Raw genomic sequence first — 22,851 nt, 5'->3', positions numbered from 1 at the left:
GCGATGATGGTGACGTTCGCGGCGCCATATTGTCTAGTGATTTGTGCACGATTTTCCGCGCCTGGCGCGGAAAATCGTGCACAAATCACTCAGGCAGAGTGTCGAAGCCGCAAGGCATTCCGGATCTCGGCCAGGACCCGATCGGGATATTCCGTCAGATCGAGCCAGGTGAACCGCAAGATCTGATATCCGTGCAGCGAGATGATGTTCTGCCGGTTCCGGTCGTTCACGAAGTCGTCAGCGTTGCTGTGGAAAGCCCAGCCGTCGACTTCGATGGCAAGCCTCGCCGCCGGAAAGACAACGTCGACCTGGTATCCCGCGACCGGACAGTTGGCCTTCCATCCGGTGATCTTGTTGCGACGCAATAGTTTCACCAGCAGGCGTTCGGCTTCGGAGCGGGCGCCGTCTGCTGCGGAGAGCAGTAGTATCCGGGCGGCGGGCGACCCGTGCCGGCCCTTGTTGCGCAGATGCGCATCCCATAGTTGTTTCAGCTCGACGTGCCGCTGCAATGCCGCATCCATCAGCTTGGCGCCACCCCCGCGGCGGGTCGCGGCTTCGACGACCGAAAGTGGAAGTGCGGTTACGCGGAGTCCATTGCGTTCGATGATGTCGGAGCCGGGCAGATCGCGGCGTCGGACGCGGATCCCGTCGCGCTTGCGGTGATTGCTCACCCTGGGCACGGTCACTTCGACGCTCTTCGGCGGGTAGCGCGTGACGCCGTGCCACCATGCGGCGGCCAGTCCGCTGGCGGTGGCAGATGGCCCGTACGACCACACCGCGCTGCGCACCCGTGCTGAATCGGTGAATGGACGATCGTCGACGAAGAACACCCCGGGTGCGCAACGCAGCCAGTGGCCCGAACGAACGCGACGGCTGATGGCGTCGTCGCTGAGGCCGGCGGACAGGGCTTGTGCCCGGGTGATCACGCCATCGTGATTGCGAAGGTAGTCATCGAGCACACTGAATCGGACGTCCGCGCCGCCGCTTCGGTTCCACCGACTGTGATTTGTGCACGATTGTCCGCGGCAGGCGCGGAAAATCGTGCACAAATCACCCCAGGCTCAGGGGATCGGGGGCGTGTCCATGGTCAGGGTTTCGCCCCGGAAGAATGCCGGCTGGACGAAACGCAGGACGAGCATCAGGACGGCACCGAGCAGCAGAATGCCGAAGCCGAGGTAGAACACCAGGCCGACGCCGCCGATCGACGCGCCGCTGCCGCTGGCCTCCGGGTCCATGCTCACCAGAACCGACTTGACGAAAACCGACAGCAGCATGATGCCGCCGACCGCCGGGAAAACCAGCTTGTAGATGATGTTCCTCGGGCTGAGGAACAGTTCTTTGCGGAAGAACCACACGCAGGCGAACGCGGTGATGCCGTAGTACCAGCAGATCATGATGCCAAGGGCGGCAATGGTATCCAGCAGTGTCCGCTCGGAAAGCAGTGTCACGACCGTGTAGAAGCAGGCGGTCACCACACCGGCGACCACGGTGCTGAACACCGGTGACAGGGATCGTGGGTTGACGCTGGCGAACCGCTTGGGGAAGGCGCCGTAGGCGCCCATCGCCAGCATGGTGCGGGCGGCCGGGAGAACGGTCGTCTGCAGGCTGGCGATCGACGATGCGAACACCGCCAGCAGCAGCAGTGGCCCGCCCCAGTCACCCAGCACCGGATAGGCCAGCGCCCCGAACACGTTCTCCGCGATCTCCTCGTTGCCCAGTCCCAGCCCGGTGTCGCCGACCCCGGCGTACATCATCACCGCGACCGCCACCAGAAGGTAGGTCAGCAGGATGGACAGGACACACAGCAATCCGGCGCGGCCGGGCACCTTGGTGGGGTCCTTGCTCTCCTCGCCCAGCGTCAGGCAGGTGTCCCAGCCCCAGAAGGCGAAGATCGAGCCGATCAGCCCAATGACGAAGGCACTCATCGTGAGTCCGGTGAACGGGTCGAACCATTGGATGTCGAAACTCAAATGCCCCTCGGCGCCGCCGGACCGCACGATGGCGACGACCGCGAACGTCAGGAGGACCGTCATCTGGAATCCGACCAGCACATACTGCACCTTCTCGCTGGTGGTGATGCCGCGGCAGGAGATGAAGGTGGCGATGGCGAGTAGCGCGACCGTCGAAACGATGTTGACGCCGACATTGTCGGCAGGGAGCATCGCGAGCGTGTCGTTGTGCAGCACCTTGCCCAGGAACTCGTAGCCGAAGAGGACGCCGATCGAGGCCAGGTTGGACAGCACGATGATGGTGGCGATCACCATGCCCCACCCGCACATCCAGCCGACGTACGGCCCGAATGCTTTGGTGGACCAGGTGAACGACGCGCCGCAGTCGGGAGCCCGGGAGTTCAGTTCACGGTAGGCGTAGGCGGTCAGGAACATCGGGATGAAGCCGGCGATCAGGATGGCGGGCATCTTGAGCCCGACCGCCGCGACGATGAGCCCGATGCTGGCGGTCAGGGTGTAGCCCGGCGCCACCGTCGAGATGCCGAGGATCGCGCCGGTGAAGGTGCCGATCCGCCCCGGCGCCAGGCCTTTGGCGACCAGGCCCTCCTCGCGCTCGGCCCGTTCCAGTTCGGTGCTGGCCAGTTGCTCAGACATGCTCTGCCCCTTCATCTTTAGGTACCACAAACATCGGGACCCGCAGAACACGCAGCATCTTCGCCGCAGTCGACCCGAGGAACAGCCGGCGCGGCTGGGCCAGCCGGCTCGAACCAACCATGATCACGTCGTCGTCACGCCAGCCCAGTTTGTCGACCGCCTCCTCGACGGTCGGGCCGGTGGCCACCTGTGAGGAGACCGGAACATCGTCCGGAAGAAAGTCCTTCGCTTGGTCCAGGGCGCGCTGAGCGTGCTGCTGGGCGGCGTCCAGCCGGCGGGCGTCATCCACGGCGACCAGCGAGACCAGGCGAAGGGGCGTCTCGGTGGCCCGGCAGAACCGCAAGGCGGTGTTGAGCAACTGGGTGGCTCCGGGCCGGGTGCCGATGGCGCAGGTGACCTCCCGAATCCGCTCGTTGCGCTGCAATCGGGCGCCGCGCGGTGCGATCACCACCGGTACGGGGGAGGCATGCACCAGGTCGTTGACCACCGAGCCGAGTGACAGAGGACCGGCCATCCCGCCGCCGGCTCCACCGACCACCAGCGCATCGGCGCCCAGGTTCTCGGCCACCGCGATCAGGCCCATGGTGCTGGACTCGTCGTAGCTCAGGTGGGTGGTCACCGGCACGTCGTTGCGCACCCGCGCCGCGGCCGCAGCCAGCCAGCCGTCGGCTTCCCGGTGCAGCACGTCGCCGGGGGTGGGGGCCAGCGCCGAGCGGTCACTGGGCAGGACCATGCACAGGTCAAGGGCCGCGCTCAGGGTGCGGGCGATCTGTTCCCCGACTGCGACGGCGTCGTCGCCTCCCGGTGTGGCGATGTAGGCGACGGCGATTCGTGGGCTACTCATCGACTAGTCCTCCGCAGCTGTCCAGCCGACATCCCGCACCGTCCATCTCTTGTGAATTTCATCAGGTCTCTGGCGGGCCAAGTGTGTCGCGTAACACATCGCAGATCATCCGACAATATGGAGATTCTCAGTGCAGGTTTTCGACACTCTGTACATTCCTGTGGGTGGCGGTCCCGGTGTCGTGGGTGATCGAGCAGTCGGATCTGCATCTGCGTCTGCTCGCGGGCGCGGCCGGTGTCGGGCGCGAGGTGAACCTGGTGCTGACCACCGAACTGGCGAATCCGGCCGAATGGCTCTCTGGTGGCGAGTTGGTGCTGACCACCGGCATCAGCCTGCCCGCAAGCGCTCGAGGTCGCCGACGTTACCTGCAGCTGCTCGCCGAAAGTGGCGTCACTGCAGTGGGTTTCGGAATCGGCTTGACGTTCGATGCGGTTCCGGAAGAAGTGGTGGCAGCCGCCGATGAGCTCGGGTTGGCGCTGATCGAGGTCCCGCTTCGGACGCCGTTCGCGGCAGTCGTGCAGCGGGTCGGTTCGCGCATTGCCGCGCTCGAGTATGACGCCGTGCTGCGTGCTTCCCGGGCGCAGCCGCGGATCACCCGGGCGGTGGTGAGCGACGGTCCGCGCGGTGTCGCGGCCGAACTGGGCCGCGCGTTGAAGGCCGCCGTGGTGGTGCTGGATCCGACCGGGACGGTGATCGCATCGCACCCGAGCAACCTCAGCGTCACGACGGTCAACCTGGTACGCGACTCGATCGAACCGGGAGCCGCGTCAGGCGTCCGCGTGCTGTCCGATGGCACCACCGTGGCCCAACAGGACATCCGGGTCGGCGGCCGTTCGCACGGTGTACTCGCGGTGGTCGGCCCCGGTGCCCTTAGTCCGGTCGACCAGGTTCTGTTCGGGCACGCAACATCGTTGCTGGCCTTGGATTTTGAGAAGCCGGCCCGGTTGCAGGAGGTGCAGCGGCTGCTCAATGAACAGGCGCTGGGGCTGTTGTTGGCCGGCGAACACGACCTGGATCCGGTGTATGCGCAGCTGGCGCCGGTCGCCGATGTCGAGGGCCGGATTCGGGTCCTGATCGTCGACTTCGACGGAGAAACGAAGTCCGCGAGTCACCGGAGCCGGGCGCGGGCCGCGGTGGTGCGCGAGCTGGAGGCGGCCGGACATCCGGTGTTCGTGCACGGTGCCGATCGCCGGCTGACCGTGTTGCTGCCGGGCACGGCGACGGTTGAGAGCGCGGCCGGTCTGCTGAGCGGGCTGGACCGTTCGGTGCGCAAGTCGAGCCGCAGCGGGCTCAGCGGGATGCGGCCGTTGGCGCGGTTGATACAGGCCGTCGACGATGCCCGGCTGGCCGCATCGGTGGCCGAACGCGGCTGTTATCCATTGGAATTCGCCGATCTGGCGGGCAGCGCACTGTTGTCCTCCGGGCCCAGCCGGGAGGTACTGATGGCGCTCGGGGCGGCGGTACTGACTCCGGTGGCGGACCACGACGCGCAGCACGGATCCGGGTTGATGGCGGCACTGCGGGCGTTCCTGGAGGCCAACGGCCAGTGGGAGGCCGCCGCGGCGGCCATCGGCGTGCACCGGCACACGATGCGCAAGCGGATCGAGATCGCCGAGGGGCTGCTGGGCTGTGATCTCGGGGTGGCGCGGGTGCGGGCCGAGCTGCTGTTGGCGATCTTGGCGCGCGGCTGACCGCGCCACTGCGGCCGCGTGCTCAGACGGTGACCGCCGCTTCGTCCGGCGCCGGCTCGCGACGCCAGCCGACGTAGGTCAAACACAAGCCCATCGCGGTCAGGAGCAGGAAGAAGATCCGCGCGACCAATTGCAGACCCGGGCTGGTGACCGTCGCGTTCGCCCCGGAGTCGATCGCCGACGGAATCGCCATCATCGCCAGTCCGCGCAGCGCCACGAACCAGCCGAACAGCGAGATGAGCGCCGCCGTCACGCTGTACCAGTACTGGTGGAACGCGATCACGATCAGGCCCATCATCAACATCGCCGCACCGAGGATCCAGGGCAGGACCGCGTTGTCGAACAGTCCGCCTAGCAGCCCGGTGAGGTCGGGCAGGCGAATCGCGATGATCGCGGTCGCGGCCGCGACGAACGGGCCCAGGACGCGGGCGAACGCCCGGGTGCGGCGTCGGGCTTCGGGGGTGGCCTGTGACATCACTACTCCAATCGATAAACCGACGGACGGTCTATTTTTAGGTTAGGCTCGACCCGAGCAGTCGTCAATGGGAGGTGTTCGTGGCCCGTCGGGTCAAACCGGAGGAGTACGCAGCCCGGCGGCGCGAGATCCTCGATGCCGCTCTGGAGCTCATGCATGACAAGGGCTATGAACGCATGACCATCGAGGACGTGCTGTCCAAGGTGCAGATGTCCAAGGGCGCGCTCTATCACTACTTCGGTTCGAAACAGGCGCTCCTGGAAGGAATCGTCGACGCGATGGCGGAAAGTGCGTCGCTGCCCTTGCAAGCCGTGATCGCCGACGACAGCCTCGACGCCGTCGCCAAGCTCCACGCCTACTTCGGTGCGTCGTCAGCCTGGAAGGCCGAAAACCCGGAGGTCGTGACAACCCTCATGAACCTGTGGCGGGACGAGAACGCGCTGTTCCGTCAAAAGCTGGCCAAGCAGTCGATGCGCACCTCGGTGCCCATGCTCGAAGCCGTCATCCGCCAGGGCTGCGACGAAGGCGTGTTCCACGTCGGGTTCCCGCACGAGGCCGCGATGTTCATCGCGGGCCTGGACGGCGTGCTCGCCGATGCCTTCGCCGTCGCGGTCGAGCAGCACGAATCACCCGGGATCGACGTCAGCGGACCCCGCGCACAACGTGTGATCGGCGCGTACCTACAGGCGATCGAGCGCATCCTCGGATTGCCCGACGGCTCGCTGGCGTCCGGTGCCTAGGGGCTTTCGGAACCTCACACCACGCTGGCGCGCCCGAGATCGGTGATGTCGCTACCGATCAGCTCGAGCATCTGCCCGGCGGTGTACCGCTTGTCGACGATCGCGCGCAGCTCGGCGTCGGTGGCGCCGACGAGCTGAACGAACGTGACCCGGCCATGCGGGGTATCGATCTCACCGGCCGCGTCGAGGGTGGTCAGGAAGCCGGTGAGCGCCGACCGGTGCCCGGTGTCGATGCCGGCCTCCTGGCCCGTGTAGACGTACTCGCCCGGCTGGAAGACCTTGCCCGACTCGAACACGTAGCGTGCCAAGCCCTGCAGGTTGACGCAGGCGGTCCGCATCTCCTCGTCCTCGTTGGCCCCGGGTGCGAGCTTCAGCTTCAGCGTCAGCTCGATGCCGAAGCCGCTGTACGCCGGATCGGTGGATTCCTTGGCGTAGAGGTCGGAGAACCCGTACGTGACGAAGTGCAGGGCCTCCGGGCTCCGGTAGATGCTGATGCCGTCGAGCGGGTCCGGGCCCCCGAAGCACCACTTGATGAGGGCGGCCATGTGCAGCGGCTCGGGCTGATCCGGATAGAGCGTGTCGAACGCCGCGGTGATCGCGTCCCAGCCAGGTGCGCTGTCGTCGTCGCCCGCGGCGACGTCAGCCGCCGGCTGCTCCGCGGCGCTGTCCTTGTGCTTCCGGCCGAACAGGCCCATGGCTCTCCCAACTCTCCGGGTCCGCCCGATCCGGGACCGACGGGCGTCGTGCCGACGAGTGTGACGGCCACGATGTCCAGATTTTGCCGCACCGTCAGCGCGCGCTTGTCCACCGTTGCGGTGAACCACCCCGTAAGCTCGTTAGCGTGCAGCGACGAATCATGGGCATCGAGACGGAATTCGGTGTGACCTGCACCTTCCATGGCCATCGTCGGCTCAGCCCCGACGAGGTTGCCCGCTATCTGTTCCGGCGGGTGGTGTCGTGGGGCCGCAGTTCCAACGTGTTCCTTCGTAATGGCGCGCGGTTGTATCTCGACGTCGGCAGCCACCCCGAGTACGCGACCGCCGAATGCGACAACCTGACCCAGCTGGTCACCCACGACCGCGCCGGTGAGCGCGTCCTGGAGGACCTGCTGATCGATGCCGAGCAACGGCTGGCCGACGAGGGCATCGGCGGTGACATCTACCTGTTCAAAAACAACACCGACTCGGCGGGCAACTCCTACGGCTGCCACGAGAACTATCTGATCGTGCGGGCCGGGGAGTTCTCCCGGATCTCCGACGTGCTGCTGCCGTTCCTCGTCACCCGCCAGCTCATCTGCGGTGCGGGCAAGGTGCTGCAGACGCCGAAGGCCGCCACCTTCTGCCTGAGCCAGCGCGCCGAGCACATCTGGGAGGGCGTCTCCAGCGCCACGACGCGGTCACGTCCGATCATCAACACCCGCGACGAGCCGCACGCCGACGCCGAGAAGTACCGCCGTTTGCACGTCATCGTCGGTGACTCCAACATGTGTGAGGCCACCACGATGCTCAAGGTGGGCACCGCCTCGCTGGTGCTGGAGATGATCGAGGCCGGCGTCCCGTTCCGTGATTTCTCCTTGGACAACCCGATCCGCGCCATCCGCGAGGTCAGCCACGACCTCACCGGGCGGCGTCCGGTGCGGCTGGCCGGCGGCCGGCAGGCCAGCGCCCTGGACATCCAGCGCGAGTACTACAGCCGGGCCGTCGAGTACCTGCAGACCCGCGAACCGAGCACCCAGATCGAGCAGGTGGTCGACCTGTGGGGCCGCCAGCTTGACGCGGTCGAGAGCCAGGATTTCGCGAAGGTCGACACCGAGATCGACTGGGTGATCAAGCGCAAGCTGTTCCAGCGCTACCAGGACCGCTACAGCATGGAGCTGTCCGACCCGAAGATCAGCCAGCTCGACCTCGCCTACCACGACATCAAGCGTGGTCGCGGGGTGTTCGACCTGTTGCAGCGCAAGGGTCTGGCCGCCCGGATCACCACCGACGAGGAGATCGACGCCGCGGTCAACACCCCGCCGCAGACCACCCGGGCCAAGCTGCGCGGCGAGTTCATCAGCGCGGCACAGGAAGCGGGGCGGGACTTCACCGTCGACTGGGTGCACCTCAAGCTCAATGACCAGGCCCAGCGCACCGTGCTGTGCAAGGACCCGTTCCGGTCGGTTGATGAGCGAGTCAAGCGCCTGATCGCCAGCATGTGAGCTCTAAGCTTTCATCTCGTGGCGGTATCCAAAGTCGAGCGGTTGATGAACCTTGTCATCGCACTGCTGTCAACCGATCGTTTTCTGCCGGCAGAAAAGATCCGCAAAATCGTCCAGGGCTACGACGACAGCTCCAGTGACGAGGCGTTCTCGCGAATGTTCGAGCGCGATAAGAACGAATTGCGCGATCTTGGAATCCCGCTGGAGACCGGCCGGGTGTCGAAGTTCGACCCCACCGAGGGCTATCGGATCAACCGTGAGGCCTATGCACTGCCGGCCGTCGCGTTGACCACCGACGAAGCCACCGCCGTCGCGGTGGCCACCCAGCTGTGGCAATCCCCGGAGTTGATCACCGCGACCCAGGGTGCGTTGCTCAAGCTGCGGGCGGCAGGGGTGGACGTCGAAGGCGGCGATTCGTCCGTCGCGATCACCTCCACGACTGTGCTGCCGGGTATCAGGGGTTCGGAGAAGGTCCTGGGAACCCTGTTGTCGGCGATCGACACCGGACGGGTGGTGCAGTTCGAACACCGGTACTCGCGCAGCGATCCGTACACCACCCGCACCGTCGAACCGTGGGGCGTGGTGACGCACCGGGGCCGCTGGTACCTCGTCGGTCATGACCGGCTCCGCGACGACACCCGCACGTTCCGGCTGTCCCGCCTCGGTGACACGGTCACCGCCATCGGAGAAGCCGGCACCGTGCAGAAACCCGACGGCGTCAACTTGCGTGAGGTGGTGCAGCGCGTCGTCGCCGAAGCGCCGACCGGGGAACAGGCCCGGGTCTGGGTGGCCGACGGCCGGGCAACTGCCCTGCGACGGCAGGCCGTCGGGACCGTACCGCGCACGCTGGGCGGCCGCGCAGGTGAGGAGATCACCGTCGACGTCGGCGGATACGACAGATTGGCCAGGGAGATCGCGAGTTACGGGGCCGACGCCGTGGCGTTGGCGCCACAATCGCTGCGCGACGACGTGCTGGCGCGGTTGCGGGCGCAGGCGGACCGCGGCATGAGGGTCAGCGAGGATCGCGCATGAGTCAGGTTTCCACCCGGCTGGTCCGGATGCTGAACATGGTTCCGTACTTCCAGGCCAACCCGAAGGTCACGCGGGCCGAGGCGGCCGGGGCGCTGGGCGTCACCCGCAAGCAGCTTGACGATGACCTGCGGCAGTTGTGGATGTGCGGGCTGCCCGGGTACAGCCCCGGCGACCTCATCGACTTCGATTTCGAAGGCGACACAGTCGAAGTCACGTTCAGTGCGGGTGTGGACCGCCCGCTGCGGCTGACCTCCACCGAAGCAACCGGGATCCTGGTCGCGCTGCGGGCACTGGTCGACGTGCCCGGCATGGTCGATCCGGAAGCCGCGCGCAGCGCGATCGCCAAGATCGAATCTGCCGCGGGCAGCAAGCTGGCGGCCGTCGACGAGCCGGCGCAGACCGAAAGCGTCGCTGCCGCGGCCGTGCGGGCCGCGGTGCGCGACGGCCGGGCGGTGACGCTGGAGTACTACTCGGCGTCGCGGGATTCGCTGAGCCGACGCACGGTCGATCCGATCCGGGTCGCGCTGGTCGGTGACAACAGCTATCTGGAGGCGTGGTGCCGCACCGCCGAGGCGGTGCGGCTGTTCCGCTTCGACCGCATCGTCGACGCGCAGGTGCTCGACGAGACATCGGCACCGCCGCCACCGGCGGTACAGGCGGGCCCCGACATGTCACTGTTCGACGCGGATCCGGCCCTCCCGTCGGCCACCCTGTTGGTCGACGCGACTGCCGCGTGGGCCTTCGACTACTACCCGTTGCGGGTGGTCAACGAGCTGCCCGGCGGGGCCTGCGAAGCTGCGATGACCTACGCCTCCGACGAATGGATGGCCAGGTTCGTACTCGGTTTCGGCTCGGCGGTCACCGTGTTGGCCCCGGAGTCGTTGGCGCAGCGGGTGCGGGACGCGGCCGCCGAGGCCCTGCGTGTCTACGACGCCGACGACGCACGCGGGTAGACTCGGCACCGACGTCTGGAGGTAACCAAATTGGGTGGTCTACAACCCTGGCACTGGATCATTGTCATCGCGGTGTTCGTGCTGCTTTTCGGCGCCAAGAAGCTGCCGGACGCCGCGCGGTCGCTCGGTAAGTCGATGCGGATCTTCAAGTCTGAGATCAAGGAGATGCAGTCGGATTCTGCGGCCTCCCCGGCGGAGGCCCCGCCAGCCAAGCCGATTGCTTCCGAGCGGGTCGACGCTCCGGCTCCCGAGCAGTCCCCGGACCGCCACACGGCCTGACCGGTCCGGCATCCGATCGCGGTCATCGCCCCGCGATGCCGTGCCACGTCTACGACCAGGCCTCTAGAACACGCCAGTGACCTCCGGATTCATCAAGAAGCTCGATCCCCGCCGCCGCCGCTCGCGGGTCAACCCCGACGGCACGATGTCGTTGGTCGACCACCTGCACGAGCTGCGTAACCGTCTGCTGATCAGCGTGCTCGCTGTTCTCGTGACGACGATCTTCGGCTTCCTCTGGTACACCAACGGCTTCTTCGGTCTGCACAGCCTGGGGGAATGGCTGCGTGGCCCGTATTGCTCACTGCCTGCCTCGGCCCGCGCGACCATCGCCCCGGACGGCGAGTGCCGGCTGCTGGCCACCGGCCCGTTCGACCAGTTCATGCTGCGCCTCAAGGTGGCGCTGGCAGCCGGGCTGGTGCTGGCCTGCCCGGTGTGGCTCTATCAGCTGTGGGCGTTCATCACGCCAGGTCTGTACAAGAAGGAACGCCGCTTCGCGATGGCGTTCGTCGGCGTCGGCGCCGTGCTGTTCATCACCGGCGCGATCCTGGCCTACGTGGTCCTGGCCACCGCCCTGGGCTTCCTGCTCACCGTCGGCAGCGACGTGCAGGTCACCGCGCTGTCGGGCGAGCAGTACTTCGGGTTCCTGATCAATCTGCTGCTGGTGTTCGGCATCAGCTTCGAGTTCCCACTCCTGATCATCATGCTCAACCTGATCGGCATGCTCAGCTACGAGCGGCTCAAGGTCTGGCGCCGCGGCCTGATCTTCGGCCTGTTCGTCTTCGCGGCATTCGCCACGCCGGGCTCTGACCCGTTCACGATGCTGGCGCTGGCCTCTGCGCTCAGCCTGCTGCTGGAGTTCGCGATCCAGATCGCGCGGGTCAACGACAGGCGCAAGGCGCGGCGCGAGGCACTGGAGGTGCCCGAGGACGAGGCCGCGCCGATCCCGACAGCGGAACCGATCCAGACGCCGGAACCGGTGAGCGGACCGTCGCGAATCGACATCGACGACGATGCCACCTGATCCTGGTGAGCAACCCGGCGGTGAACTGATCAGGTTCACCGCCGAATATCCGTTCGCCCTCGACGATTTCCAGCTGCGTGCCTGCCGTGCGCTGGAAAGCGGTCACGGCGTCCTGGTGTGTGCACCGACCGGGGCGGGCAAGACCGTGGTCGGCGAATTCGCCGTGCACCTGGCGCTGGCGGCGGGCGGCAAGTGCTTCTACACCACACCGATCAAGGCGCTGAGCAACCAGAAACACAACGATCTGGTGGCCCGCTACGGCGCCGACAAGATCGGGTTGCTCACCGGAGACCAGTCCATCAACGGTGACGCCGACATCGTGGTGATGACCACAGAAGTGCTTCGCAACATGCTGTACGCGAATTCGCCTGCGTTGCATGGGCTTTCCTATGTCGTAATGGACGAGGTGCACTTCCTGGCCGACCGGATGCGCGGTGCGGTGTGGGAGGAGGTCATCCTTCATCTGCCCGAGGACGTGCTGTTGGTCAGCCTGTCGGCGACGGTCAGCAATGCCGAGGAGTTCGGCGGCTGGATCCAGACCGTTCGCGGCGACACCACCGTCGTCGTCGACGAACACCGGCCGGTGCCGCTCTCGCAGCACATGCTCGTCGGCCGGCGGCTGTTCGATCTGTTCGAGGGCACGAACAGCACGCTCGTCGACCCGGATCTGTTACGCCACATCAGCCATCGGCGCGAGGCCGATCGGCTGGCCGACTGGCAACCACGCGGAAGAGGGCGCGGAGGCGGGCGCCCGCAGCTGTACCGGCCGCCCAGCCGGCCCGACGTGATCGCCACCCTGGACGCCGAGGGGCTGCTGCCCGCCATCACCTTCGTGTTCTCGCGGGCCGGATGCGACGCGGCTGTCCAGCAGTGCCTGCGGGCGCCACTGCGGCTGACCACCGACGAGGAACGCAGCCGGATCGCCGAGATCATCGACCGGCGCTGCGCCGACCTGGCCGAATCCGACCTGATCGTCCTCGATTACCACCAATGGCGCGAAGGACTGCTGCGCGGGCTGGCCGCCCACCACGCCGGCATGCTGCCGGTGTTCCGGCACACCGTGGAGGAGCTGTTCACCGCGGGCCTGGTCAAGGCAGTGTTCGCCACCGAGACCCTGGCTCTGGGCATCAACATGCCGGCCCGCACCGTGGTGCTCGAGCGGCTGGTGAAGTTCAACGGCGAGCAGCATGTTCCGTTGACGCCGGGGGAGTACACCCAGCTGACCGGGCGGGCCGGGCGCCGCGGTATCGACGTCGAAGGCCATGCCGTGGTGCTGTGGCGGCCCGACGACAGCAACGCCGAACCCGCGGAGGTCGCCGGCCTGGCCTCGACCCGGACCTTCCCGCTGCGCAGCTCGTTCGCGCCGAGCTACAACATGACCATCAACCTGGTGCAGCAGATGGGGCCCGAACAGGCGCACAAACTGCTGGAACGCTCCTTCGCCCAGTATCAGGCCGACCGGTCGGTGGTCGGGTTGGTGCGCGGGATCGCGCGCGGCGAACGGATGATGAGCGAGCTGGCGGCCGAGTTCGGCGGCAAAGACGCGCCCATCCTCGACTACGTCCGGCTGCGGACCAAGATCGGCGAACGCGAACGCGCGCAGTCGCGGGCATCGCGACTGCAACGGCGCAGGGCCGCCACCGACGCACTGGCCGAGTTGCGCCGCGGCGACATCATCACCATCACCCACGGCCGCCGCGGCGGACTGGCGGTGGTGCTCGAGCCCGCGCAGCGCGACAGCGACGACCCGAGACCGCTGGTGCTCACCGAACACCGTTGGGCAGGCCGGATTTCGTCGGCCGACTACTCGGGTGCGTCGGCCCCGCTGGGTGCGATGACGCTACCCAAGCGGGTCGAACACCGGCAGCCACGGGTGCGTCGGGACCTGGCGTCGGCGTTGCGCTCGGCGGCCGCCGACCTCTCGGTGCCCTCGAAGCGCGCGAGCAGGGGCGCCGCGGCCCCCGAACGCGACGTCGATCCCGAACTGGCCGGCCTGCGTGACGAACTGCGTCATCACCCGGCGCATCAACTACCGGACCGCGAGGCCCAGGCCCGGATCGCCGAACGCTATCTGCGCATCGAACGTGACAACGCCCAGATCCAGCAGAAGGTGAACGCGGCGACGAACTCGCTGGCCCGCACCTTCGACCGAATCGTGGCGCTGCTCAGTGAACGCGGCTTCATCGAAGCCGACTCTGGTGAACCCAGGGTGACCGACGCCGGTCGCCTGCTGGCCCGGATCTACAGCGAGAGCGATCTGCTGGTGGCCGAATGTCTGCGCGCCGGCCTGTGGGACGGTTTGCAGCCCGCGGAACTGGCCGGCGTGCTCTCGGCAGTGCTGTTCGAATCGCGCGGGGACTCCGCGGGCGGGGTCCTGGGAGTCGACATTCCCACCGAGAGCCTGCGCCGCGCGCTGGCCAAGACCCGGCGCGTCTCGGCGGACCTGCGCGGCGACGAGCAGCGGCACCGGCTCGCGCCGAGCCGTGAACCCGACGAAGGCTTCGTGACCGCCGTCTACCGGTGGGCGACCACCGGCGATCTGGCCGCCGCACTCGCGGCCTCAGATGTCGCTGGTTCGGGTTCTGCGCTGTCGGCGGGGGATTTCGTGCGGTGGTGCCGTCAGGTGCTCGACTTGCTCGACCAGGTGCGCAATGCCGCACCCGCAACTGCCCTGCGCAATACCGCGAAACGCGCTGTCAACGATGTTCGGCGCGGTGTTGTTGCTGTTGATGCGGGGTAATGTGTGGCAGGCGATACCGAACAGGATCAAGGAGAACCATGAGCGGACCGCAGGGATCTGACCAGGGACAGCAGTGGCCCGGTCAGCAGCCTGAGCCCACGGGGGACCAGGCGCAGGGTGCCGAGGCGTGGCAGCCACCCACCCCCGCTTCCGAGGACCCGACGCCTCACGCTCCGGCCTGGCAGCCGCCGGCGTACACGCCGCAGCAGTATCCGTCGTACCAGCCGCCTGCCCAAGGCGTGCAGCAGCCGGATTATTCGCAGCCGCAGCAGCCACAACAGCCGCAGTACCCCGGGGCCGAGCAGTACGGCCAGCCGGCGTACCCCGGCGGCCAGCCGCAGTACGGCCAGGTGCCGGGCTATGGGCAGCAACCGCAGTACGGGCAGCCCGGGCAGCCGCCGCAGTACGGCCAGCCGGGTCAATACCCTCAGCCGGGCCAGTACGGCGCTCCCGGTCAGTTCGGGCCTTACGGTGTGCCGGGCGCTTCGGGGGAATCCAAGCGTTCGCTGGCCGTGATCGGCGGCGTCGTCGGCGGCCTGCTGGCCCTGTTGCTGATCATCCTCGCGGTCACCGCGTTCTGGCTTCCGGGATGGGCGGTGACGACCAAGCTCGACATCAACAAGGCCCAGACCGGCGTCGAGCAGATCCTGACCGACAAGACCAACGGTTACGGTGCCACCAAGGTCACCGGCGTCAAGTGCAACGACGGTGAGAATCCGACGGTCAAAAAGGATTCGACCTTCGACTGCGAGGTCACCATCGACGGCACCAAGCGCAAGGTGACGGTGACCTTCAAGGACGACAAGGGCACCTACGAGGTCGGTCGACCCAAGTAAGTCAGCCCGCCGATATCTACATCAGGGTCGCTTCGCCGCGCGCGAGCGACCCTGATGTAGCAAATGGCGCGGACGGAGTCAGCCGGGCAGTCGGTCGAGGGCTGACTGCAACCGGCTGATCGACGAGGTCACCCCGTACGCCGCGGCCAGCTCGGCGACCCGCGCCGAGTCGCCGGCGGCCAACGGTAGATCGTCGGTCGCAGCAGACAACGTCACCGGGGCATCCGTGGCCACCCGGACCACCGGTTCAGCCGCGGCCATATAGTCGGCGGCGGCCAGCAGCTTGGCCCGATGTGCTTTGGACAGTGAGGATTTCGGGTCTTCGGCGGCCGCCTGGATACCCAGCAGCGAGCCGTGCCGGGCCAGCAGCGTCGCCGCCGTCTTCTCGCCGATCCCGGCGACCCCGGGCAGCCCGTCGGACGGGTCACCCCGCAGCAGGGCCAACTCCGCGTACGCCGGTCCGGCCCGGTCGATGGGAACCCCGTACTGCTCGGCGACCTCCTCCGGACCGAATTTCGTGGCCTTGGCCAGTCCCCGGCCGATGTAGAGCACGCGGACGGCGGGGGCCGGCTCGTCGCGTACCAGTTGCAACAGGTCACGGTCTCCGCTGACCACCACGACCGGATCGTGCTGTTCGCGCGTCGCCAGCGTGCCGAGCACGTCGTCGGCTTCGAACCCGGGCGCCCCGGCCGTCGCGATGCCGAATGCATCGAGCAATTCCATGATCATGTCGACCTGCGGGGTGAGGTCGTCGGGAACCTCCTCGACATCGGGGATGCCGTCAGGTTGCGGCTGTTCCACCCGGTGCGCCTTGTACGACGGCACCAGATCGACGCGCCACTGCGGCCGCCAGTCGTCGTCGCGGCACACCACCAGCCGGCGCGGTCGCTCCCGGGTGACCAGCGTGGCAACCGAGTCCAGGAATCCGCGTACCGCGTTCACCGGCCTGCCGTCGGGTGCCTTGATCGACGACGGCACGCCGAAGTAGGACCGGAACCACATGCTGGCGCCGTCGAGCAGCAGAACTGGGTCGCTCATCGGGTTTCCTCCATTCGACCGAATACATAGGACGCAGCCGTGACGGCTTTTCCGCCGGCACCCTCGTCATACAGCGTGGCCCGCACCGCGACGGTGCCACCCGCGCCGGGCAGTACCCGGGTGTCGACCCGGAACGGGCCGGCCTTACCGCGGGCCAGGAACATCACATGCGACGAAAGACCTTGCAGCGTATCGGTTTCTGCGGCACGGGCAGCGGCGTCCGCCGCGGCCGTCTCCAGGATCACGAACTGTGGGCCGATGTGCAGCGCGGCGTCTGGTGAGGCCACCTCGACCGCGAGCTCGGGTAGAGCCCAATGTCCGTTGTCGCGTTTGTGGCCGCCGAACACCTGCCACAGTGGCGGTAGATCCGGACCGTCGACGATGTCGATCGGGTCGACGGGCATTTTCTCCAGGCCCTCGGGGGGCGTACCGATGGAGATGCCCTGCCCCTCGGTGAGCGCGATGACCCGGTCCGGATTGTCGGCATCGACGATCACCGACCGGCTGTACGCGAGTTGCCTGCCCTGCTTGAGCACCTCGGTATCCACCCGGATGCGGGCCACATCGACGGCCGGGTCCAGCACCTGGCACGAGTGGATGACCGGGTTGGGTACGGCTTCCAGATCGCTCACGCCACCGCTGTCCGGGGAGGAGATGCCCAGCACCGCAAGCAGCAACCCGCCCGCCGGATTTCGCATGTCGCGCCGCAACGTCACCGTGTCGTCGACCGGACCGAGGTCCATCGAGGAATACGAGCGCCCGAGGTACCGGTAACTCAACAGGCCGCCCCAGCGCCTGCGCAGCTCAGCGGCATACGCCTCGGGATCGCCGGTGAGATCGCGGATATCACGCAACATTCCAGCGACAGTAGCGTGAGGTATGACCTTCACCGTCAACCGTATTGACCATGTCGTGGTGAACTGCCGGGACAGCGACGCCACCGTCTCGTTTTACGTGCGGGTGCTGGGCATGCGCAGGGAGGTGTTCGGTGACGGCCGTATCGCGTTGGTGTTCGGCGATCAGAAGCTCAACGTGCGGCCGACCGGTTCGGCCAACTGGGTGACCGGCGCCGTCGACGCACCGGGTTCCTTGGATCTGTGCTTCATCGCAGATGTCGAACCGGAGGCCGTTGGTGAGCATCTGAGAGCCTGTGGTGTCGAGATCACCGAGGGCCCGGTTCCCAAGACCGGCGCATTGGGCCCGATGACCTCACACTATTGCCGCGACCCCGACGGCAACCTGATCGAGATCGCCAGTTATCTACCGCACCACTAGCCTCGATGCCATGACGGTCAGCCGATTCAGCACCGATGTGTACGCCCACCGCCTTTCCGCGGCAGCATCAGCTGCAGCAGAAGCCGGTCTGGCCGGACTGGTCATCACCCCCGGCTATGACCTGCGGTACCTGGTCGGCTCACGCGCGCAGACCTTCGAACGGCTCACCGCGCTGGTGCTGCCCGCCACCGGGGACCCGACCATCGTGGTGCCGCGCCTGGAACTGGCCGCGTTGCGTGAGTCGGCGGTCACCGAACTCGGTGTGGCGGTGCGTGATTGGGTGGACGGGCAGAACCCGTACCAGATGGTCGCCGACGCCCTCGGCGGGCCGGGGAGTGCCGTCGCGGTGACGGATTCCATGCCCGCCCTGCACCTCTTGCCGCTCGCCGACCTGCTCGGTGTGGTCCCGGTACTGGCCACCGATGTACTCCGGCGCCTTCGGATGATCAAGGATCCCGCCGAGATCGACGCGCTGCGTAAGGCCGGAGCGGCGATCGACCGGGTGCACTCCCGGGTGCCCGAGTTCCTGGTGCCCGGCCGCACCGAAGCCGACGTGGCCGCTGACATCGCCGAAGCTATTGTCGCCGAAGGACACTCAGAGGTGGCGTTCATCATTGTCGGCTCCGGTCCCAACGGTGCCGACCCGCACCATGAATGCTCAGAGCGTGAGCTGAGCGCCGGTGACATCGTCGTGGTCGACATCGGCGGGCCGTACGAGCCCGGCTACAACTCCGACTCGACCCGCACCTACAGCATCGGCGAACCGGATCCCGAGGTGGCGCGGCGCTACGCGGTGTTGCAGCGCGCCCAGCAGGCGGCCGTCGCGGCCGTGCGCCCCGGCGTGACCGCCGAGCAGATCGATGCGGCCGCCCGCGACGTGCTGGCGGCCGAAGGGCTGGCCGAGGCATTCGTACACCGCACCGGGCACGGCATCGGGCTGTCGGTCCACGAGGAGCCCTACATCGTGGCCGGCAACGACCTGCCGCTGGAGGCCGGGATGGCATTCAGCGTGGAACCTGGCGTGTATTTCCCGGGGCAGTGGGGCGCCCGCATCGAGGACATCGTCGTCGTCACCGAGGACGGCGCGTTGTCGGTCAACAACCAGCCACACGATCTCGTCGTAGTGCCGGTGAACTAAGGCCCGCCGCTCTGCCGCGTTCGTAGCGTGGTGGCGGTTTTGGACTCGTTTTCCCGCCACTGCGCTACGCACGTGAAGCGGGGCCGGGCCGCCGACCCCGGAATTTAGGCCTCGCTGCGGTCCAGCAGCTCCGAGGAGCCCAGCACGCGCTCGATTCGTACCTCGATCACCACGCGACGGGGGTTCAGCCGCGGGGTGCGGTAGCGCTGGGCGTAACGCAGCTCGGCGTCACGGACGGCGTCCGGCTCGCTGCTCACCGTGGACTTGCCCTCCAACGACAACCAGCGGGCGCCGTCGACCTGGCTGAGCACAGCGATCCCGCGCTCGTGCGCGTTCACCGCCTTCTGCGAGCCGCCGTTGGTGATGACCCGCGCGATGTGCGTCTTGGGATCGAAGGTGAAACCGACCGCCACGACGTGCGGGGAATTGTCCGAGCGCAACGTCGTGAGCATCGCCAGGTGGCGTTCGGTGAGAAACGCCAGCGCCTCGCTGGTGAGCTTGGTGGTTGCCTTGCCACGAGATGTAGCCATCGGGGTCCACGCTAGCGCAGGACATAATCGCTGCCATGGATGACACGGCTGGCACGGATCCCCGTGTCGTGGTGATTTTCGGGGGCCGCAGCGAGATCGGGATCGAACTCGCGGTTCGGCTCGCGGCCGGGGCGGTCGTCGTGCTGGCCGCACGCCGTGCCGATCAACTCGACGAGCAGGTCGCCGCGGTGCGGGCGGCCGGTGCCGCCGCGGTGCACACCTGCGAGTTCGATGCCGACGACGTCGCCGGCCACACCCGCGTGGTCGAGGCGATCGAAACCGCCCACGGGCGGATCGACACGGCAGTGCTGGCATTCGGGGTGCTGGGGGATCAGGATCGGGCCGAGGCCGATCCGGCCCACGCCGTGGCCGTCGTGCACACCGACTACGTGGCCCAGGTCAGCTTGCTCACGGTGCTGGCGCAGCGTCTGCGCGCAGCGGGCCGGGGCCGGCTGGTGGTGTTCTCCTCGATCGCCGGAGCCCGGGCCCGCCGCGCCAACTACGTCTACGGTTCGGCCAAGGCCGGCCTCGACTCGTTCGCCTCCGGCCTGACCGACGCCCTGCACGGGACCGGTGTGCAACTGCTGATCGTCCGGCCCGGGTTCGTGATCGGCCGGATGACCGAGGGCATGGAACCGGCGCCGTTCTCCAGCACACCGGCTCAGGTGGCCGAGGCTACGGCCAAGGCGCTGGCCCGCGGTAAGCGTGCGGTCTGGGTGCCGTGGGTGATCCGCCCCATGATCTTCGTGACGAGATTCGTGCCGCGGCCGATCTGGCGAAAGATGCCCCGGTGACAGGGACGATCACCGTGGTCGGCATCGGGGCCGACGGGATGGCGGGGTTGTCGCAAGCCTCGCGTGACGAGTTGGCGCGTGCCACCGTGGTGTACGGCTCGCCGCGGCAACTGGAACTGCTCGACGACAGCGTGACGTCGGACCGCCGAGATTGGCCGTCGCCGATGCTGCCGGCCCTGCCGACGCTTTTCGCCGACGGCGATGTGCACGTGGTGGCGAGCGGCGATCCGCTGTTGCACGGCATCGGCGCGACGCTGATCCGGTTGTTCGGCGCGCACCGGGTGCGGGTGCTGCCCCATGTGTCGAGCGTGACGCTGGCCTGCGCGCGGATGGGCTGGACGGTGCCCGACACCGAGGTGATCAGCCTGGTGACCGCCGCGCCGCATACCGCGGTGCGCCGTGGCGGGCGCGCGATCGTGCTGTCTCGCGATGCGCAGACCCCGGCCACGCTGGCGCGGCTGCTGAACGAATCCGGCCGCGGCGATTCGGAATTGACCGTGCTGCAGCAGCTGGGCGGGCCGGGGGAGCGCCGCCACGACGGCACCGCCCGGGACTGGGCGGCGGCCGCCCCGGTCGATATAGACGACCTCAACGTGGTGGCGGTGGCCTACCGTCCCGACGAGCGCCGGGCCCAGGCGCTGCCCGACGAGGCGTTCGCCCACGACGGGCAGCTCACCAAGCAGTCCATCCGGGCGGTCACGCTGGCGGCACTGGGGCCACGGCCCGGCGAGTTGTTGTGGGATGTCGGCTCGGGGTCGGGCAGTATCGCGATCGAATGGTCGCGCAGCGTACCGGGTTGCGCCGCGGTGGCATTCGAACGCGACGAGCAGCGACGCGCGCGGATCTTGAGCAACGTCGCGGCTTTCGGGGTCCGGGTGGACGTCCGCGGCGGCGCTCCCGAGTCCCTTGACGGTGCGCCCGAGCCCGCGGTGATCTTCGTCGGCGGTGGCGTCACCCAGCCCGGATTGCTGCAGGCCTGCTTCGATCGCCTGCCCTCAGGTGGGCGGCTGGTGGTCAACGCGGTGACGTTGGAATCAGAAGTCGTTGTAGCACAATGGTATTCGAAGGAAGGCGGCGAGTTGCGGCGTTATCAGCACTACCAGGGTGGTGCGATCGGCGGATTCACCGGTTGGCGGCCGGCGCTGCCGGTGACCCAGTGGGCGGTGGTCAAGCGATGACGGTGTACTTCATCGGGGCGGGCCCGGGTGCGGCCGACCTCATCACCGTGCGCGGTGCGCGACTGCTCGGCAGCTGCCCGGTGTGTCTGTACGCCGGGTCGATCATGCCCGAAGACCTGTTGGCACTGTGTCCCCCCGACGCCAGGGTCGTCGACACCGGGCCGCTGAACCTCGACCAGATCATCGACCAGTTGGTCGCCGCGGATCGTGCGGGTGTCGATGTGGCACGGCTGCATTCCGGTGATCCGTCGATCTACAGTGCGCTCGCCGAGCAGTGCCGTCGGCTCGATGAACTGGGGATCGGCTACGAGATCGTGCCCGGTGTACCGGCATTCGCCGCGGTGGCCGCCGCACTGGGCCGCGAGCTGACCGTCCCCGGCGTCGCTCAGACCGTCACCTTGTCCCGGGTGGCGACGCTGTCCACGGCGATGCCGGACGGCGAGGACCTGCGTACGCTGTCGGCCCCCGGGGCGACGCTGGTGCTGCACCTGGCCGCGGCCCAGATCGACAACATCGTCCCGCAGCTCATCGACGGCGGATACCGCCCCGAAACCCCCTGTGCCGTCGTGGCATTCGCCAGCTGGCCGCAGGAGATCGTGTTGCGTGGCACGCTCGCCGACATCGCCGAGAAGATGCATGCCGCCGCGGTTACCAAGACCGCGGTCATCGTGGTCGGCGATGTGCTCGCCGCCGAGGGATTCTCCGACAGCTACCTGTACTCCTCAGGCCGCCGTCGCGGGGCCACCCACTGATGAAGCTCCTGCTGCTCGGTGGCACGGGTGAGGCCCGCGCCCTGGCCGCGGCTCTACACCCGCAGGTCGACGTGATCAGCTCGCTGGCCGGGCGGGTACCGGACCCGGCGCTGCCCGTCGGTCCCGTGCGCATCGGGGGGTTCGGCGGCGTGGAGGGGATGAGGCAATGGCTGGTCGATGAGCGGGTCGACGCGGTCGTTGACGCCACCCACCCCTTCGCCGCCACCATCACCGAGCACGCAGCCCGGGTGTGCGCTGAGCTCGGCGTGCCGCATCTGGTGCTGGCCCGGCCGGCCTGGGCGCCGGGCGCCGCGATCATGGTGGCATCCGACCGGGAGGCGGCCGAAGCCGTGGCGGGGAACGGTTATTCGCGGGTCTTTCTCACCACCGGGCGGTCCGGCACCCGGGTCTTCAAAGACGTCGACGCCTGGTTCTTGATCCGGGCCGTCACTCCGCCGGATCCCGACACCCTGCCTGCCGATCACCAACTGCTGCTGTCGCGCGGCCCGTACGACTACGACGGGGAGCTGGCCCTGCTGCGCGAGCACCGCATCGACGCGTTGGTGACCAAGAACAGTGGTGGTGCGATGACCGAACCCAAGCTGCGGGCCGCCGAAGCTGCGGGCGTGCCGGTGGTGATGGTGGACCGTCCGCCGCTGCCGCCCGGAGTACACACGGTGGCCACGGTTGAGGAGGCGGCGGATTGGGTTCGGGCCGAAACCGCAGGCTGAA

At 67.8% G+C, this 22,851-nt stretch carries 23 protein-coding genes; 15 read left to right on the top strand and 8 right to left on the bottom strand.

The window, feature by feature from the left end:
- Positions 1-89 precede the first annotated feature (89 nt).
- The 3 genes from ACWEFV_RS14110 to ACWEFV_RS14100 form a co-directional block, all read right to left on the bottom strand.
- A complete protein-coding gene (locus ACWEFV_RS14110) occupies positions 90-959 on the bottom strand; it encodes a DUF559 domain-containing protein (RefSeq protein ID WP_450070602.1) in 870 nt (289 codons plus the stop codon).
- Positions 960-1,061: 102 nt separating this feature from the next.
- Complete coding sequence (locus ACWEFV_RS14105; protein WP_450070601.1) at positions 1,062-2,603, bottom strand: APC family permease; 1,542 nt, start codon at positions 2,601-2,603, stop codon at positions 1,062-1,064.
- Positions 2,596-3,447: a universal stress protein gene (locus tag ACWEFV_RS14100; RefSeq protein ID WP_450070600.1), complete on the bottom strand. Its 852-nt coding sequence runs from the start codon at positions 3,445-3,447 to the stop codon at positions 2,596-2,598. The genes ACWEFV_RS14105 and ACWEFV_RS14100 overlap by 8 nt, the downstream gene beginning before the upstream one ends.
- Positions 3,448-3,623: 176 nt before the next feature.
- On the opposite strand from ACWEFV_RS14100, the gene ACWEFV_RS14095 reads away from it, so the two are divergent.
- Complete coding sequence (locus ACWEFV_RS14095) at positions 3,624-5,138, top strand: PucR family transcriptional regulator (RefSeq protein WP_450070787.1); 1,515 nt, start codon at positions 3,624-3,626, stop codon at positions 5,136-5,138.
- A 22-nt stretch (positions 5,139-5,160) separates the two neighbouring features.
- Here ACWEFV_RS14095 and ACWEFV_RS14090 read toward each other — a convergent pair whose 3' ends face one another.
- Positions 5,161-5,613, bottom strand: coding sequence for a hypothetical protein (locus ACWEFV_RS14090; protein ID WP_450070599.1), 453 nt, complete (start codon positions 5,611-5,613; stop codon positions 5,161-5,163).
- An 80-nt stretch (positions 5,614-5,693) separates the two neighbouring features.
- Here ACWEFV_RS14090 and ACWEFV_RS14085 point away from each other — a divergent pair, with 80 nt between their 5' ends.
- The gene (locus tag ACWEFV_RS14085) at positions 5,694-6,353 is read left to right on the top strand and encodes a TetR/AcrR family transcriptional regulator (protein ID WP_450070598.1); all 660 of its coding nucleotides are present in this window, start codon (positions 5,694-5,696) and stop codon (positions 6,351-6,353) included.
- Positions 6,354-6,367: 14 nt separating this feature from the next.
- Here the strand turns inward: ACWEFV_RS14085 and ACWEFV_RS14080 are convergent, their stop codons facing one another.
- Positions 6,368-7,048, bottom strand: a complete 681-nt coding sequence (locus ACWEFV_RS14080; RefSeq protein WP_450070597.1) for a suppressor of fused domain protein — start codon at positions 7,046-7,048, stop codon at positions 6,368-6,370.
- A gap of 146 nt (positions 7,049-7,194) precedes the next feature.
- Between ACWEFV_RS14080 and pafA the strand changes: the two genes are divergently transcribed.
- The 7 genes from pafA to ACWEFV_RS14045 all read left to right on the top strand — a co-directional run bounded on the left by pafA (position 7,195) and on the right by ACWEFV_RS14045 (position 15,414).
- A complete protein-coding gene (pafA, locus tag ACWEFV_RS14075) occupies positions 7,195-8,553 on the top strand; it encodes a Pup--protein ligase (RefSeq protein WP_135455556.1) in 1,359 nt (452 codons plus the stop codon).
- 18 nt (positions 8,554-8,571) lie between these two features.
- Entirely contained in the window at positions 8,572-9,585 is a 1,014-nt protein-coding gene (locus ACWEFV_RS14070; RefSeq protein ID WP_450070596.1) for a helix-turn-helix transcriptional regulator, read from the top strand.
- Positions 9,582-10,538: a helix-turn-helix transcriptional regulator gene (locus ACWEFV_RS14065; protein WP_450070595.1), complete on the top strand. Its 957-nt coding sequence runs from the start codon at positions 9,582-9,584 to the stop codon at positions 10,536-10,538. Before ACWEFV_RS14070 ends, ACWEFV_RS14065 begins: the two co-directional genes overlap by 4 nt.
- A gap of 30 nt (positions 10,539-10,568) precedes the next feature.
- Complete coding sequence (gene tatA / locus ACWEFV_RS14060; protein ID WP_135455549.1) at positions 10,569-10,817, top strand: Sec-independent protein translocase subunit TatA; 249 nt, start codon at positions 10,569-10,571, stop codon at positions 10,815-10,817.
- Between the two features lie 76 nt (positions 10,818-10,893).
- Positions 10,894-11,838: a twin-arginine translocase subunit TatC gene (gene tatC, locus ACWEFV_RS14055; protein ID WP_135455547.1), complete on the top strand. Its 945-nt coding sequence runs from the start codon at positions 10,894-10,896 to the stop codon at positions 11,836-11,838.
- Positions 11,828-14,578 (top strand): DEAD/DEAH box helicase, encoded by a 2,751-nt coding sequence (locus tag ACWEFV_RS14050; protein WP_450070594.1) that lies wholly within the window; start codon positions 11,828-11,830, stop codon positions 14,576-14,578. The genes tatC and ACWEFV_RS14050 overlap by 11 nt, the downstream gene beginning before the upstream one ends.
- Before the next feature lie 38 nt (positions 14,579-14,616).
- Positions 14,617-15,414, top strand: a complete 798-nt coding sequence (locus tag ACWEFV_RS14045; protein ID WP_135455544.1) for a DUF4333 domain-containing protein — start codon at positions 14,617-14,619, stop codon at positions 15,412-15,414.
- Between the two features lie 78 nt (positions 15,415-15,492).
- Here the strand turns inward: ACWEFV_RS14045 and ACWEFV_RS14040 are convergent, their stop codons facing one another.
- Positions 15,493-16,452, bottom strand: a complete 960-nt coding sequence (locus ACWEFV_RS14040) for a 5'-3' exonuclease (RefSeq protein ID WP_450070593.1) — start codon at positions 16,450-16,452, stop codon at positions 15,493-15,495.
- Complete coding sequence (locus ACWEFV_RS14035; RefSeq protein ID WP_450070592.1) at positions 16,449-17,309, bottom strand: hypothetical protein; 861 nt, start codon at positions 17,307-17,309, stop codon at positions 16,449-16,451. The genes ACWEFV_RS14040 and ACWEFV_RS14035 overlap by 4 nt, the downstream gene beginning before the upstream one ends.
- A 22-nt stretch (positions 17,310-17,331) precedes the next feature.
- On the opposite strand from ACWEFV_RS14035, the gene ACWEFV_RS14030 reads away from it, so the two are divergent.
- Both ACWEFV_RS14030 and ACWEFV_RS14025 read left to right on the top strand, forming a co-directional pair.
- Positions 17,332-17,727, top strand: a complete 396-nt coding sequence (locus ACWEFV_RS14030; protein WP_450070591.1) for a VOC family protein — start codon at positions 17,332-17,334, stop codon at positions 17,725-17,727.
- A gap of 10 nt (positions 17,728-17,737) precedes the next feature.
- Positions 17,738-18,865, top strand: coding sequence for a M24 family metallopeptidase (locus ACWEFV_RS14025; RefSeq protein ID WP_450070590.1), 1,128 nt, complete (start codon positions 17,738-17,740; stop codon positions 18,863-18,865).
- Between the two features lie 104 nt (positions 18,866-18,969).
- Here ACWEFV_RS14025 and ACWEFV_RS14020 read toward each other — a convergent pair whose 3' ends face one another.
- Entirely contained in the window at positions 18,970-19,395 is a 426-nt protein-coding gene (locus tag ACWEFV_RS14020; RefSeq protein WP_135455533.1) for a F420-dependent biliverdin reductase, read from the bottom strand.
- Positions 19,396-19,430: 35 nt separating this feature from the next.
- Here ACWEFV_RS14020 and ACWEFV_RS14015 point away from each other — a divergent pair, with 35 nt between their 5' ends.
- From ACWEFV_RS14015 to ACWEFV_RS14000, 4 genes are read left to right on the top strand one after another with little or no spacing between them, the layout of a single operon-like run.
- On the top strand, positions 19,431-20,189 hold the full coding sequence (locus ACWEFV_RS14015) for an SDR family NAD(P)-dependent oxidoreductase (protein ID WP_135455531.1): 759 nt from the start codon (positions 19,431-19,433) through the stop codon (positions 20,187-20,189).
- The gene (cbiE, locus tag ACWEFV_RS14010) at positions 20,186-21,367 is read left to right on the top strand and encodes a precorrin-6y C5,15-methyltransferase (decarboxylating) subunit CbiE (RefSeq protein WP_450070589.1); all 1,182 of its coding nucleotides are present in this window, start codon (positions 20,186-20,188) and stop codon (positions 21,365-21,367) included. The genes ACWEFV_RS14015 and cbiE overlap by 4 nt, the downstream gene beginning before the upstream one ends.
- Positions 21,364-22,119, top strand: a complete 756-nt coding sequence (gene cobM / locus ACWEFV_RS14005) for a precorrin-4 C(11)-methyltransferase (protein ID WP_135455527.1) — start codon at positions 21,364-21,366, stop codon at positions 22,117-22,119. Before cbiE ends, cobM begins: the two co-directional genes overlap by 4 nt.
- Positions 22,119-22,850, top strand: a complete 732-nt coding sequence (locus ACWEFV_RS14000; RefSeq protein ID WP_450070588.1) for a cobalt-precorrin-6A reductase — start codon at positions 22,119-22,121, stop codon at positions 22,848-22,850. Before cobM ends, ACWEFV_RS14000 begins: the two co-directional genes overlap by 1 nt.
- Position 22,851 lies beyond the last annotated feature (1 nt).

The organism is Mycobacterium sp. NPDC004974 (assembly GCF_053600815.1).
Note: the sequence above shows the minus strand (reverse complement) of the source record. Positions and strands in the feature narration are given on the sequence as shown.